Source organism: Bacteroidales bacterium (assembly GCA_014860575.1).
Taxonomy (GTDB): Bacteria; Bacteroidota; Bacteroidia; order Bacteroidales; family JAAYJT01; genus JAAYJT01.
Genome location: JACZJK010000050.1, coordinates 18,318 through 33,530 on the forward strand (window position 1 = coordinate 18,318; position 15,213 = coordinate 33,530).

General features: G+C 42.6%; 14 protein-coding genes. 3 read left to right on the top strand and 11 right to left on the bottom strand.

Annotated features, from left to right (window positions below):
• Nucleotides 1-6 precede the first annotated feature (6 nt).
• The gene (locus tag IH597_13265) at nt 7-1,770 is read left to right on the top strand and encodes a M20/M25/M40 family metallo-hydrolase (protein ID MBE0663423.1); all 1,764 of its coding nucleotides are present in this window, start codon (nt 7-9) and stop codon (nt 1,768-1,770) included.
• 30 nt (nt 1,771-1,800) lie between these two features.
• Here IH597_13265 and IH597_13270 read toward each other — a convergent pair whose 3' ends face one another.
• From IH597_13270 to IH597_13290, 5 genes are all read right to left on the bottom strand, one after another.
• Complete coding sequence (locus IH597_13270; GenBank protein ID MBE0663424.1) at nt 1,801-2,364, bottom strand: YdeI/OmpD-associated family protein; 564 nt, start codon at nt 2,362-2,364, stop codon at nt 1,801-1,803.
• 3 nt (nt 2,365-2,367) lie between these two features.
• Nucleotides 2,368-3,237, bottom strand: coding sequence for an SRPBCC domain-containing protein (locus IH597_13275; protein ID MBE0663425.1), 870 nt, complete (start codon nt 3,235-3,237; stop codon nt 2,368-2,370).
• 57 nt (nt 3,238-3,294) lie between these two features.
• Complete coding sequence (locus tag IH597_13280; GenBank protein ID MBE0663426.1) at nt 3,295-4,152, bottom strand: DUF2271 domain-containing protein; 858 nt, start codon at nt 4,150-4,152, stop codon at nt 3,295-3,297.
• A 270-nt stretch (nt 4,153-4,422) separates the two neighbouring features.
• Nucleotides 4,423-5,865: a TrkH family potassium uptake protein gene (locus IH597_13285; GenBank protein ID MBE0663427.1), complete on the bottom strand. Its 1,443-nt coding sequence runs from the start codon at nt 5,863-5,865 to the stop codon at nt 4,423-4,425.
• 22 nt (nt 5,866-5,887) lie between these two features.
• Nucleotides 5,888-6,643 (bottom strand): hypothetical protein, encoded by a 756-nt coding sequence (locus IH597_13290; GenBank protein ID MBE0663428.1) that lies wholly within the window; start codon nt 6,641-6,643, stop codon nt 5,888-5,890.
• Nucleotides 6,644-7,258: 615 nt separating this feature from the next.
• Here IH597_13290 and IH597_13295 point away from each other — a divergent pair.
• Entirely contained in the window at nt 7,259-8,737 is a 1,479-nt protein-coding gene (locus IH597_13295) for a potassium/proton antiporter (protein MBE0663429.1), read from the top strand.
• 421 nt (nt 8,738-9,158) lie between these two features.
• Here the strand turns inward: IH597_13295 and IH597_13300 are convergent, their stop codons facing one another.
• A complete protein-coding gene (locus IH597_13300) occupies nt 9,159-9,662 on the bottom strand; it encodes a hypothetical protein (protein ID MBE0663430.1) in 504 nt (167 codons plus the stop codon).
• A 210-nt stretch (nt 9,663-9,872) separates the two neighbouring features.
• Here IH597_13300 and IH597_13305 point away from each other — a divergent pair, with 210 nt between their 5' ends.
• Nucleotides 9,873-10,943: a hypothetical protein gene (locus tag IH597_13305; GenBank protein MBE0663431.1), complete on the top strand. Its 1,071-nt coding sequence runs from the start codon at nt 9,873-9,875 to the stop codon at nt 10,941-10,943.
• Between the two features lie 362 nt (nt 10,944-11,305).
• Here the strand turns inward: IH597_13305 and IH597_13310 are convergent, their stop codons facing one another.
• The 5 genes from IH597_13310 to rnpA form a co-directional block, all read right to left on the bottom strand.
• Complete coding sequence (locus IH597_13310) at nt 11,306-12,187, bottom strand: ChaN family lipoprotein (GenBank protein MBE0663432.1); 882 nt, start codon at nt 12,185-12,187, stop codon at nt 11,306-11,308.
• Nucleotides 12,188-12,332: 145 nt separating this feature from the next.
• Nucleotides 12,333-12,824, bottom strand: coding sequence for a cytidine deaminase (cdd, locus tag IH597_13315; GenBank protein MBE0663433.1), 492 nt, complete (start codon nt 12,822-12,824; stop codon nt 12,333-12,335).
• A 60-nt stretch (nt 12,825-12,884) separates the two neighbouring features.
• Nucleotides 12,885-14,585, bottom strand: coding sequence for a S41 family peptidase (locus IH597_13320; protein ID MBE0663434.1), 1,701 nt, complete (start codon nt 14,583-14,585; stop codon nt 12,885-12,887).
• A 30-nt stretch (nt 14,586-14,615) separates the two neighbouring features.
• On the bottom strand, nt 14,616-14,837 hold the full coding sequence (gene yidD, locus IH597_13325) for a membrane protein insertion efficiency factor YidD (protein ID MBE0663435.1): 222 nt from the start codon (nt 14,835-14,837) through the stop codon (nt 14,616-14,618).
• Complete coding sequence (gene rnpA / locus IH597_13330; GenBank protein MBE0663436.1) at nt 14,818-15,207, bottom strand: ribonuclease P protein component; 390 nt, start codon at nt 15,205-15,207, stop codon at nt 14,818-14,820. Before rnpA ends, yidD begins: the two co-directional genes overlap by 20 nt.
• Between the last annotated feature and the right edge of the window lie 6 nt (nt 15,208-15,213).

Genomic DNA, 15,213 nt, shown 5'->3' on the forward strand with positions numbered 1-15,213 from the left:
ACCATTATGCACATTTTCAAAACTATCATCGCAGTTTGTTTAATTGCGAACCTTGGTCTCAAAGCCCAGCACAATCCTTTTCTTCCCGAGCATACGCTGCAACATATTATGTACCTCAGCAGTGATGAACTTGCCGGCAGATATGCAGGAACCGAAGGCGATGAACTTGCTGCGTCGTACATCCGCGACCGTTTTTCCGTTTACGGAATGGAACTAATGTTCAGCAATGGTTATCAGTCATTTGACGTGATTACAGGAGTTGAATTAAGAGAAGGCAATAGTTTCACAACAAAGAATTTTGAAGCCGTTATTGAACAAGACTATATCCCGCTATCCTTCTCAGCCAACGCAGAAGCAACAGGTCAGGTTGTCTTTGCTGGCTACGGTATCGTGATGCCAGGTGGCTGGAACGATTTTTCAAACATTGATGCAACTGGCAAATGGGTGCTGGCTATGATTGACGATCCCGAACCGGAAAATCCTCAAAGCGAATTTATAGCCTACGCATCCGATCGCATGAAAGCCATCAATGCCCGCGATCATGGCGCTGCCGGCTTATTGCTTGTCAAAGGCCCTTCAGTTGAAAAAGAGGACAAACTCATGCCGGCTTATTACGACAAAACCGCTTCCGACGCCGGAATACCAGTTATCAACATCACACGCAAACTTGCCAACCACCTGATCACCGGTAGGGGTTTTAACATCGAAGACCTCGAAAAGGAACTGCAATCTTCAAAACAACCTTTTTCATTTGATGCATACACCGATGTAACTGCCAATGTGAGCCTTGGCTACAAAACAGTAAGCACACAAAATGTGGTAGCGATGCTGCCGGGCAAACATCCGCAGCTTAAAAACGAATATATTGTGATCGGTGCGCATTACGATCACCTGGGCATGGGCGGAACCGGTTCCGGTTCAAGAATGCCAGACTCCATTGCAGTTCATTATGGTGCTGATGACAATGCTTCCGGAGTTGCTGCATTGCTGGAGGTTGCCTCTAGGTTCGCGGCTGATAATACGGATTTTATCCGCAGTGTGATATTTGTGGCTTTCGGGGCAGAGGAAATGGGATTGGTGGGTTCGAAGTATTTTGTTGAAAATGCCCCTGTTCCTGCGAACCAGATCAAAGCCATGATCAACCTTGACATGATTGGGCGGCTGAAAGATGAAAACGTGCTTACCGTTGGTGGAACCGGAACCGCAGCAGAATTTGATGAAATCCTTTCTAAACTGGAAGCTGGACTTCCCTTCACGCTCAACCGTCAGCCGGATGGTTACGGTCCTTCTGATCACGCGGCATTTTATGCTTCTTCAATACCGGTTTTATTTGTTACAACTGGTCCACACGAAGATTACCATACACCGCTTGATACCTGGGATCGCTTAAACACTTCGGGTTTGGTTGCAATCCAGGAATTTGTTTTTGATATTGCCAGCCACATTGCCAATATGGATGAAGCCCTGACTTTTACCGAAAGCGGTGCAATGGCCCGGCGCGGACATGGACGGGGTTACAAGATAACGCTTGGAATCATCCCTGACGTGGCATCATCAAAAAACGGATTGGGAGTTGATGGCGTTAGAAATGGTGGACCGGCAGCCCGTGCCGGCATCCTGAAAGGTGATGTGATCATTGGCATGAATGGCTCGCCGGTGGGCAATATTTATGAGTACATGGCCCGCCTCAATGCGCTCACAGCCGGCGAAACCGTGGTTGTAGAAGTTATGCGGGATGGAAAGAAGGAAGTGCTGCTGGTGCAGTTGTAGCGACTTTTAGCTCGAATACCAACACTTTGTTTATTTGTATTTATCATACAAACCAAGCCCACTCAAAATTATCGGTTTAATCTTGTTCAGGCGGGAAAGTTTGGTTTCTTCACGTTTGGCTGATTCAAGGAATTCAATATATTCCTTTTGCTTGTATGGGGTTAGATTCTCAAAAGCTGACTTCAGGTTATGATCCTGTTCAAAACTGGCATGCATGAGTTCCGGAATCTCTAACTGACCTGACTTTTCAGGTTTCCATACCCTTCCGGCTTTTTCATTTTCAATAGCTTCGTTAATGTATTCAAGGATTTTTTCTTCATCAATTTCGCTGGATGAAGTAAACCTCCATTGGCGCAGGGCTTTTGTTTTACCTTCCTGCGCATTGACCAGTGCCTTGTATTTATCGCTCAAAAACACCCCGTTATAGAACCACAAGGAAAAGAAATTCTTGAAACCCAGGTAACCCACAACGCGTTTTCCATTCCAGGTAAAAATCTCCATACCCCACTTAATCTCAGACGTAAGACTGGTTTTAATGATAATGGAACGTAAGATTTCCAGTTCGTCTTGCCAGGGTGATACAATTTTATGCACGGTTCAATCCTTTTCGCAAATTTCTTTAAGTCTTTGTAATGCAACAGGAAAAATCTCATTCATTGCAGTGAGGTGGGTCGCATCGGTATCAACCTCCACCCGCAGCAGCATTCCATTATCAGCACTAAGGAGCTGGTAAGATTCACAACTTCCCGTCCATTTCAATGTTTTTTCGTCGGGAGGCAGTTCCTCAAAACCGGCCATCTCACCAATATGTTGCAAAACAACATGTTCATTATCTTTTACAAAGGCAACATTGCTGTACATTCCGTGGCCTTCTGGAGTAAGGAAATGAATTCGGTTTCCGGTTTGAATCTCACCATCATAGTATGAACCGATGGTAAATGGCTCAGTCCACTGTTTGTAGGTTTCCTTGTCCCACAAAGTTTCCCAGATTTTTTCAGCATTCGCCTTTATAGTGGTTTTAAAAACCAGTTTTTCTATTCCATTCAGATAAAGCCTCAGCACATCATGCACAAAATGATCCCAGCCAAACTGAAAGTTCTCAGGTTTAAAATCGTCACCCGCTTCGGCAAAGGCTTCAAGACCGGAATGTGTCAGCGTAAGCCGTGTTTGATCGCCCATTTGCTCAAGCTGCCATTGCACAAGAGAAATTCCCGAAGAAAACTCCGGAAACTCCCAGGTATAAGCGATTAACTGCATTGGAATAATCTCCGTGAACCTGCATCTGTGCAGGAAGCGGTTCGAGTCTTCACTTTCATAAAACCTGAATTCCCGCTCTTTTTCAAATTGATAATGCTGCACCGGGAAAAACCATTTTCTCAGTTCGCTTTCTTCCGATAAGGCTCTCCAGACCACTTCAAGCGGATGGTTATAGACTTGTGTTGAGGTAATTATTGTGTTTATCATCATTAAGCTTTAGTTCTTAAAAGCGCATTACCTTGAAAAAGGAGCGATGTATCTGAAAAACTATCGAATCAAAATTACTTTCTGTTCAAACATTTTACTATCAAAAATAACCCTAACCAGATAAACCCCTGGAGCTACCTGTGTATAACCTGCCTCCCTGCTATCCCAGTAAAACGAATAGGATTGCTGCTCAATGTGCTCGTCAATGAGTTCCAATATCCTTTTACCCTCAAGATCATAAATGGTGACATTCAGGAATCCGCTTCCAGGTGCGTCAAAACTGAAATGAATACCTTCAGCTGAAGGATTGGGAAATGCTTTCCATTTCATTTTGTCTGACAAGCCTTCTTCAAGACCAACATTGGAAGGACTGTATTGTAAATTCATATCCTTAAAATACGCTTCATCTGGAAAATCAACGGAAAGCACCGAAGTTCCCTTTTCAAAACTAACATGGGTAAAGGGTCCTAAATCACCTCCATTCGCAGAATTTCTGCTGGTATATTCCACCCAGACTTCATAAACTCCGTCGGGCACCAGTTCGCCGGCCTGATTACGGCAATCCCAGCTAATTGTATGAAACTGATGGCTTGGCAGGGTAGCTCCGGTAATAGCACCTACGCTGTTATTACCCGAAGAAGCCATCCACTTTACAAGGTGCACTTTTCGCGATGCGGCCATAACTTTCCGGCTGATCACAAAATTTCCATTAGCATCTTTGATCCATACAGCAAAAACATTTTTTGGAGAGTAGGTTGCTCCATTGCTTACTGATAAAACTGTAAAAATAACAGAACCATCGGTTGCTGTAGTTATTCCCGAATGCTGTTCCGAGGAATTTTGGACTGTGTTTTGGGCATCGCTGCTATTAACCAAAATGATTAAGAGGATTGCCGGGATGATTAATTTAGCCATCATGATTGTTAGTTGAAATTTGTAGGAAATTGCTGATAAAATGCAAATGTAAGACAAATATAAACTCTTAGATATGTTTTTAATATTTATGAGCAGCTTAGCTGGGGGTTCGAGACTAACTCCCGTTGGGAAAGGATCGCATTTTTTGTGATGCAGTAATGCAGTGAGACTGTTTTTATGTTTCGTAGTTTGTTTGTTTTTTTGCCAAATGCTCATTGCCTATTGCCAACTTCTCCCCGAAGAGTCATTCTCTGAAACGGAGAAATATAGACTCTAAACACTGCTTTTTCTGATCATGAGTAAGGCGATAATATTGAAAATTTCAAGACGGCCAAGGATCATATTAATGCTTAGCATGAACTTTCCTATACCAGGAATTGTGGAATAATTTGCCAGCGAACTTACTTCGCCAAAGCCAGGGCCCACATTTCCGATTGTTGCAACAGATGCAGTAAAAGCAGTATAAAGGTCTACATCAAAAAATGTAAGAACCAGGGTTGTCATGAACAGTGTGAACAGGTAGAGTATAATAAAAACGAGAGTCAGGGCTTCAAGATTATCACTTATATTCCGGCTATTCAACTTAACGACAACCACAGCTTTGGGATGTTGCAACAATATGAGCTGCTTTTTTAGTGATTTGAAGAATAATAAAACCCTGTCGAATTTCAATCCTCCAGATGTTGAACCCACCATTGCGCATTGAATAGTAAAGTAAATAAGTATGATATGGGTGAATGCAGGCCAATGGGCACTATCGGCATTGGCGAAACCTGTTGTAGTGCCAAGCGATACCACCTGAAATGCGCCATAGCGTATGGAATTCCAGAAATCGTAAACGCCTGTAATGTATAACTTAGCTGATACCAATATGACACCCAGGAACAGGATAAAGACAAAATTCCTTACGGTGGCAGATGTGAAAATATTTTCTTTTTGAAAGGTAAAGGTCCTGTATAACAGGCCAAAATGAAGACCGGACAAGACCATGAAGAAAATGAGGATGTATTCAATGCCCAGATTGTCGAAATGAGCAATGCTAAGATTTTTGGTTGAAAATCCTCCTGTGGCTATGGTGGCGAATGAATGGTTGATGGCATCAAAAAGAGTCATACCAGATGCAAAAAGTGCCAGGGTTTCCGCAAGTGTAAGGCCAACATAAACAATAGCCAGAATCCGGATAATTTTACGGGCTTTATACCGGAAATTGTATTTCGAGAGTTCGCTCATTTCAGCGTTAAGCAAGGTGAGCCGTGAACTTGCTGCATGAGGTAAAATGAGCAGAACAAACATGATCACACCAACTCCCCCTATCCAATGCGTGGAAGAGCGCCAGAAAAGCAGCCCACCAGGCAGACGCTCTATATCATTAAGAATGGATGAACCCGTAGTTGTGAACCCGGAAACGCTTTCGAACCAGGCGTTGATGAGACTGAACTCACCGCCCCACATTACGTATGGTAGCATACCAATCAGGCAGGTAATCAACCAACTGGAAGCAACAATCACCAAGCCCTCCTGAAAAGTTATATCATCCTGGTCTTCGACGAAGATAAACGGAAATAATCCAAAAATTATGCAGATAAGTCCACTGAAAAGCAGCGGCAACGCTGATGTTTCAGTATTGAAGAATGAAATAGATGCTGCCAGAAGTAGAAACACTGCATTAAAGAGCAGTACATATCCGTTAAACTTTATAATAATCTCTGGGCGAATGAAATTGCTATTGCTCATCCTGTTATTTTGTAAGTCTTGCAATGAGATGATTCACTTCCACTTCAATTTTCTTTATCTCGTCATCCGATTTTAAATCAGAGCTTAGCTGCTTTTCACTTGGGTGAAACTTCCTGATTGCCTGCGCAAGGCTGCTCAGAGGAGAAACATAATACCTTGAGATAAAAAAGCTAAGGATCAATGAAAAAAATCCAGCACCAATAATTGCCACTATTCCCGGCATGATTGCCCTATACGATTTTTCCCTGAGCAGCGATGCTTCAGCGTACATTTTGTTTTGATTCAGCGTCATTAATTCATTTACGGCATGTTTCACATCAATAAAAGTAAAGTACACTTCAGAATGATAAAAATTAATGCGGCCTTCGTTTGCTTGAACCGATACTGCCAGTTCAACTTTGGATGAAAAGATGTTGGAAAGCCTGGAAATATTCTCAAGATACTCGCCTTCATTGGTTTCAGTAATATTATTTACAGCTATTTTAAACGCATCATTAAAGGTGCTGTCTGCCGAGCTGATGATTTCCCTTCCATCGTCGTTCTGATCGAGGAGGAAAAGCAGCACTCCGCTATCTTTCCGTTCCAATGCTTCAAGCATAGTCCGTGAAGCCTCTATTGTCTTATAATTATCTTCAATCAGTGAGTTAACCGAGCGGCTGAGTTTTATAAATTCAATTATTGAAATCGTTCCGGCGACAATAAGCAATGCCAGCAGTAGCATGAAACCCGCCAGGATTTTTAATTTAAGCTTGTTTCTCATTGTGGTTAAGGTATTTAGGATCACGCAATCATATCAAAGCATCGGACAAAAGTATGTATTTATATTTTGCACGAGATAAATATGGATCAATAAATTTACGAGGGATCAGAATGTAACATTAAATAACTTACAAGGCATTTTGCAGCCCAATTGTACCGGTATCATTCAGGTGGAGTTGCCACGGAACTTGTCCGCCGCCGTTGCGGATTCACGGATGAATTTGTTGCTATGGAATTTGTCTGGCCAAGCGGATGCATGGATAAATAGGTTTGCCACGAATGCACGAATGAAATATTGCCACGGATTCACGGATGAAAAGGTTGCCACGGAACTTGTCTGCCGCAGCGGATTCACAGATGATTTTATTGAATACACGGATTAATTCATAGTCAAGGATGCACGGATAAAAATTAAAACTATGTGATTTCTATATGACTATGTAAACAAGGGATGCAAGCCCGCTACTGCGGGCTTGCATCCCTTGCAGTTCCTAATCTTGGATCTCAAATTTGAAATCTTGAATAACCGAATTGATGCATGGTAATGGTGCGGTAAAACATGAAAATGCCTATTTTAGCGAAAGTTTATTGAAGCGCTTTTAGTTAGTAATATTCTATGGATTTATCACTTGGTACATATCTTCTGATCGGATCACTTCTGCTTCTTGTTAGCATCATTGCAGGCAAAACCTCTTACCGATTTGGGTTTCCTACCCTGATATTGTTTCTCCTTATCGGCATGCTGGCCGGTTCAGAAGGCCTTGGAGGTATTAATTTTGACGATCCGAAGCTGGCGCAGTATATCGGTGTTGTGTGCCTCTGTTTTATATTGTTTTCCGGCGGACTGGATACCGATTGGAAATATATAAGGCCGATCATATGGCACGGCGTTTCGCTGTCAACGCTGGGAGTGCTTTTCACTGCTGCCTTCCTGGGCGTGTTTGTCTGGTTGGTGACTGATTTCACTATCTACGAAGGCCTGCTGTTGGGCGCCATTGTTTCTTCGACTGATGCTGCTGCGGTTTTTTCCATTTTGAGGTCGAAAAGAATAGCGCTCAAAAGTAATTTGCGCCCAACACTTGAATTTGAAAGCGGTAGCAATGATCCGATGGCCTACTTTCTTACTATTGCCATGCTCAGCCTTGTAGTTAACCAGGATCAAAGCCTTGTCATGATCATACCTTTATTTTTGAAACAGATGTTGATTGGCGCAGGCCTGGGTTTTGTGTTCGCCAAAGCAAGTATTTTTTTGATTAACAGGATTAAACTTGTTTTTGAAGGCCTGTATCCGGTACTCGTAATTGCTCTGATGCTTTTAACATTTTCAGCTACCGATTTTCTACAGGGCAATGGCTTTCTTGCTGTTTATATTTGCGCCGTTTATATTGGGAATAAGGACTTTATTCATAAGAAAACCATACTCAAGATGTTTGATGCTATGGCATGGCTTATGCAAATCATTTTGTTTCTTACACTTGGGTTGCTGGTCTTTCCCTCACATGTGCTTCCTGTTGCTGGTATAGGTTTGATCATTTCAGTGTTTTTAATTCTTTTTGCACGACCACTGAGTGTTTATCTAAGCCTGCTTCCTTTCAGGATTAAGTTCAGAAAAAAGCTCTATATTTCGTGGGTTGGCCTGCGCGGCGCAGTGCCTATTGTTTTTGCCACTTATCCATTGATTGCAGGAATTGATAAGTCAGAAATGATTTTCAATATTGTATTTTTTGTTTCAGTTACTTCTGTTCTGATACAGGGCACAACACTCTCAACAGTTGCCAAATGGCTGCGGGTTGCTATTCCCGAAAGGGCAAAAGTCAAAACATCAGTTGAAACATTGCTTTTTGAGAACCATAAAACTGTGATGGATGAGATACTGATTCCCGAAAATGGTTGTGCCGTTGGGCGTCGGATTGTGGAGTTGCATTTTCCAAAATCAACCATCGTTACGATGATTCATCGCGAAAATGAGTTTATCATTCCCGATGGATCCACAATTATTGAAGCCAATGATATCCTGATGGTTTTATCTGATAATGCTCAAAACATTGATTTCGCCAGAAAGAATTTGTGTGAAATTGAAAGTGGTTTAGTGTGAACCAGGATTCAATCATAGATTGGCGTCTTCGACGCTTTTGGTTGCCACGGACGTGTCCGCCGTGGTGGATGCACGGATAATTAGGTTTGCCACGGATTCACGAATGATAAGGTTGCCACACAACTTGTCCGCCGCGGTGGATTTACGGATGATTTTATTGAATACACGCATTAATTCATAGACAAGAATGCACGGATAAAAATTAAAACTATGTGATTTCTATGTGACTATGTTTCTATGTGGTTCAAAAATTGAAACAAGGGCTGCCATTCCGCTACTGCGGGCTTGCATCCCTTGCAGTTCCTAATCTTGAATCTCAACTTTGTAATCTTGAATAAATTCCCCCGAATCGGGCTTGCATCCCTTCCGTTCCCTCAATCTTGAATCTTAAATATGAAATCTTGAATCTTGAATAATTGTGTCAGAATCCTAAGCCTAGATGAATGCCAACAGAAAAATGGCTGTCTTCGGTATCGAGGCCGTAACCTATCATGGGGCCAATATGCAAACCTCTTAAATTAAATTCAAACACAGCCTCGGTATGAAAGGCTGGTAAAATCTCAGTTTTACCTTCATGACTGGCAACAGCAAGTCCTGGCCCGGCAAGCAAGGACAAGAACCTCGCAGGCCTGTAATTAAAAAGCAGGTTTAAGCCATGATGCCAGTGCTTGTCAGCAATTACCTCATAACCCAATCCCATCCCCCATTGATTATGATGGCCAAATTGACGGACTATGTGCAGATGAAATCCGGGAGCCAATGTACTTTCAGCAAGAATTTTTGACCCGGCAATTCCCACACCAACATGATAATTATGAGAATCATGCTTATGACTATCAGAATGCGTATTCTTATCCTGAGACAATAAGGGTAATGAATAAAGAGAAAGCAGAGTAATGAACAAAATCAGATGAGCGGGTTTCATGTGGGTTTCAATAAATGGTGGCTTAACTGTTCCTATCAACTGTTTTTTGAGGAATTTGTTTAATAAATTACTTGTAATAAAAGCGTCGTTTCAGGATGATCTTTGAGCTTATATTCATTTTGAAAAGCTAAACAACCATTCACAATAAGGAATTTGTGCAACTTTGCATCCTGACTTATAATCCGAAGAATTCACACTAAAGTATTGAAAATGAAACGCTACTTATTTCTTCTGCTGCTTTCGGCGCTCTTCCTCCAATCCTGCAATCTTTTACCCGATGCTGTTGCTGATGCCATTACTGGAGCCACCAAAACAATGGCTACCGATGGCAACAGCCTTTTTCATCAAACCAAAGAAGTCAGCCTGAAAACAGGAACACTCACAGTTGAAGGCGAGGTGAAAACGCCCGGAGAGATTAATCTCGATAATCATTACAAACAGGAGGTTTTTATCAAGGAATCACTTTATGATGCAGAAAGTGGAATTAACTTTATCGGAGCTTACCGCTACCGGGGTTATTCATTGTTTGATCTGTTGCATCCGTTCAATCACGAAAAGAAAAATGCAGAGGTTTTTCGTCCGGCCATTGATCTGTATGTTGTGATTGAGAACGCTACCGGGGAAAGAGTTTCTTTTAGCTGGTCGGAGATTTTTCATACCAATAATCCGCATCAGATCATTATTGCTACCGAAGCAGCCCCGATTGTGCCTTACCGCAAAGAAGTGAATTACGAAACCGGCGACACCTGGAAGGTGGTTGCCGCCAACGATCTGTTTGCTTATCGTGTGCTGGTTGACCCGGTTAAAATCACGGTTTATTCTTTTGATAAAAAGGAGTATGTGATCAACCGTGATCTTGAACCTCTGTATAGCCAGGAAATCCAGGTGATGCAAGACGATCAGCAAATCGCAAGCATACCAATGATCGAAGATGAAGACGCTTACACACGATACTATTCCAGCTTTTACGGAATGGGCATGGGGTATCATGCAGCCAGATATTTCCAGGGGCCTTTGCTCAGCAAGTTGCTTGAAGGTTCAATTGATTTTTTTGACCCGGAATTGAACCGCCACGGTTTGGTTTGCTTTGCCGGGCTTGATGGCTACAGATCGGTTTACAGTTACAGCGAACTTTTCAACCGAACCGATCAGGTGATGCATATTCTTGCTGTGCCAGAAAACCCAATGGATGGTGGATTCTACCGTATTTTCCATCCTTCCGAATTTTATGCCGACCGCTCAGTGAAATCACTGGCTGAGATTTACTTTTTCAGTCATTGACAATAGCTTAGCAATACAATCGTCTAATGCTATTTCTCGCTATGTGCGGCTTTCATAAGCATTTTTATTGTGTTTTGTGAATAGTCTCGTTGTCCGATAAAATATTGGTGAACCAACTAAATACCTTTAATTGTGAAACCTCTACGAGGTATTTGTATTAATTGGGTTGCTTTATGCTACAATACTCTATCGCATACAGCGAATCTGCGTTGCAGCAAGATGAGTTCCGCTTAGCGGATAAAGTATTGTAGATATACAGTTTGCTATTTCTATTTTTTCCACGTAGTGGATACACAAAGGTTTTAGCCGGACAATAGGAGTTCAAAATCAAATCCGAAACCCGAAAACGTTAATCCGAAATCTTAATGCGTTTTCGTCATTGAACCGGGTGTAACAATCACGTAGTCTGCAATTCCTTGCTGGTCTTCAGGAAATTCATCAACACTATCTGATTCTATTGTGGCGATGGTGAGGATTTTCAAGTCCGGGTTTTGTTGCAGCAGGTACCACATAATGCCTTCATAATAATCGGAATGAAAGCTGCCGTGGAAATGCAGAAATACTTTGCCAGGTTCGTAATTGTTCAGGATAAAATGCGCCATGGTCGCATCTTTCAGCGCCTGGGCTTTCACGATGTTATTGTTGGCATGCTCACCCATTTGCCCGCCCATCATTTCTGCCATTTTTATGTATTGAGGCAGTTCAGGATCAAAAGCGATGGGTAGCGGTGCAATGAATGATCTGGCTTCATCGCTGAGTTCTTCAAGGGCTTCAAATCCACCAAAATTTACTGCAGCCGCGTAACGCCTCGGAACATTTGTAGCAATAAAATCCAGCTTGTTTTCACGGGCAAATTCAATCAATGGTTTGATGTCTGTTTTATAGTTGGGCCATAATTTGGCTTCCGCTTCAAAATTTCTTGTACGGATCGCATCGGAAACATACTCCTGCAGGATGAGTGCATTGTCAGCTTCAAACATTTCGGCGCCCAATACCAGGTTCTCACCATAAATTGAATGCAAGTCTTTGCTTACTTCCAGTTGCAGCCAATGACTGATTGGATTGTTGTGCTGCTCACCAAAAAGAATGATATCAGCGTCTTCGGCTTCCTTGATAAGTTTTGAATACTTCGCGTTTTTGCCTTTTGCATTATAAAGCTGGTAAGCCGGTTTTTCAGCAGCAAGTGTACTGCTCATTAAAATCAAACACAGAATTAAAATAGGGTAGGGGTAATAGTGTTTCATTGAATGTTGTGATTTACGATTTACGAATGATGAATTATGAATGACGATTTACGAATTTGGCCACGATATTGTTAGTGTTAATACTAAACTACAAATTTACTTCTATCGCTGCCTCTGCCTCTGTCTTTTCCTTAGCCTCAGCCTTCTAGCCTTTCTTCAAATGCTTCCCCTCAAACGCCAGTGGCAACAGATTTTCCATGCCTTCAACAAGAATGGTTTTCCCCGATTCCGTTGCCATGATTACGCGGAGGTTTGTTTTATGAAGTTGTTCGTATTCGGCCATAACCTGCCGGCACGAACCACAGGGAGTAGCAGGCTCCGGCAAATCAATGCCATCGGCCCTGGCAACAACGGCAATGGTATCAATGGCCTGATCCGGATATTGTGAAGCAGCATAAAACATCGCTACCCTTTCGGCGCAAAGCCCAGAAGGATAGGCGGCATTTTCCTGGTTGTTGCCACTCACCACAACATTGTTATGAAGCCGCAATGCAGCGCCTACTGTAAAACGGGAGTAAGGTGCGTAAGCCTTATTGGTGGCTTCAAATGCAAGCTTTACCAATTCCTGATCCTGTGCAGGGAGTTCGGCAGCATTACTGAACTCGGTAATGTTAATCTTAATGGTATTTTGTTTCATCGCTGATGGAATCAGTTACCCATTTTCCCAAATTGAATAGTCTTGCACAGTGTAAGGTTGTCAACCTTTTTCCTTCAAAGGAAGTGTTGAACCATTACCAGTTACATTCATGTATTGTTCCTGATCTTGCAGTACTTCAAGGGCTTTTTTCACAGCACGGTCTTTTGGCAAAGCGGAGATGACCCTTCCGCGCTGAAAGTAGTAGCGCGAAATTATTTCCGATCGCAGAATGTCCTTTATTTCAGGGCTGAAGGTTTCCAGATCATTGGCTTTGCTATTGCTTATTTCCTTCTCGATGGACTGGATCATTGCCAGCACGTTTTCATTATTGCTTTCTTCTTCTATCACAAGCTTCAACTCTTCAAGAACTTCTTCGCTATCAGTCTGATAATCTAATTTTCCCGCTGCAGCAAAGGATTTGAATTCTTCATATATCGCATCTGTAATCTCAAACTCCCCGGCTGGGGCTATTGTATTGTTGTCCAGATAAAACTGGTTCGCAAAATCAAAGATCATGTAATTAGTAATCAGTTCTCTTGAAATATTGCTGAGTGTACGGGGTTCAACCAACACATCGGGTTCAATACCGGCAGATTCATATACCGTGCGGCCATTGCGGGTTGTAAATGCTGTTTTCAGCGAATCGGGGATTACAATATGATCGCCATTTTCATCTTTATGAAAGTAATCAATGGCCTGAATGCAACGGCCGCTGGGAATGTAATACTTGGCTACTGTAACTTTCAGACTGGTATTGTAAGTTAGTGGGATCACATTTTGAACCAGTCCCTTTCCGAGCGTGCGTTGCCCGATTACCACCGCCCGGTCGAGGTCTTGCAAGGCTCCGGCTACGATTTCAGAAGCGGATGCGGAGTTATTGTCAACAAGCACGGCGATAGGAATATCCAAATCGTCTGGTTGTGAAGTGGTTTTGTGAACCCTGTTCGATTCCTGGAGCTTGCCACGTGTGCTTACAACTGTTTCGCCCGAGGGTACAAACATCCCGACGATATCAACTGCCTCCGACAACAATCCACCTCCATTGCCCCTCAGGTCAATGATCAATCCATTGAGTTCTGTTTGGCTTTGTAAGTCCTGGAAGGCTTTTTTCACATCAGCGGAAGCGCTTTGTGTGAACCCTGAGAGGTTGATATATGCAATGTTGTTTTCGAGAAATCCGAAATAGGGGATATCGTCAATTTTAACATTTTCGCGGGTTAAAGAAACAAGGACAGGTTCTTTTACGCCTTTTCGCTCGATAAGTAATTCCAGGTCGGTTCCGGGTTGGCCTTTCAAAATAGAACTTACATCCGACACCGATTTGCCCTTTGCACTCTGTCCATTGATTTCAAGGATTTTGTCGCCTGCAATCAAACCGGCTTTTTGCGCCGGGGCTCCCTCGTATGGTTCACTTACAACTACATAATCTTTTCTCTGCTGGATCAAAGCACCTATGCCACCATATTGACCGGTGGTCATAAAAAGATAATCTTCACGCTGTGATTCAGGGATGTAGTTGGTGTATGGATCCAATGATTCAAGCATTGATACGATGGCTGTTTCAAAGAGTTCGCCATGCTGGAGGTCGTCAACGTAGTTGCTGTTGAGTGTACGGTAAAGCGTAGCCATGATATCGAGGTTCTTGGCAACTTCAAAATCACTTCTGGCCTGACCCAACAGGCTTGTTTGAAGTAATAAAGCTATTAGAACCAGGTAAGCGGTTCTGGTTCCGGATTTTACTTTTCTTAATATTATGTCCATGATACTGATTGTATTTTAATTTTTCGTTTTTCAGGGAACCGGATCGTAACCGCTCCCGCCCCAGGGATTGCATGATGCCAGACGTTTCAGGGTAAGCCATCCTCCTTTGAAAGGCCCGTGTTTCTTTATGGCTTCCGCTCCGTAGACCGAGCATGATGGCGTATAACGGCATGAAGACATCAGGAGAGGTGAAATAGCGTATTGATAAAAACGGATCAACAAAATAAAAAACTTACCCAACAGTCTTGACATTTTCCTGGATTAAACGCTGTAAAGTTATAATTATTTTTGGCTCAAGCACTGATGAAGCCATTACCTCCCTTCCGGTATATATCAACGCAAACAGGCAGTTCCTGTTCATTTGAACCAATTGCTGATAGAAATCGGACTTGTTTTTCCTGTATATCTCCCTGATCCGACGGCGGAGAAGGTTTCGGGTCACCGCATGCTTAAAAGTTTTCTTTGGAATGCTGATAAGGATTTGTGCCGGAGGCGAATCCACCGTTTCTGTTGCCATCCAAACAACCTTAAAGGGTGACACATAGAAAGAACGCCCTTGTGTGAAAAGGGATTGTATCAGCGTCTGACTTCGCAGGCGTTCGCTTCGGGTAAACTTAGGCATTGTAGA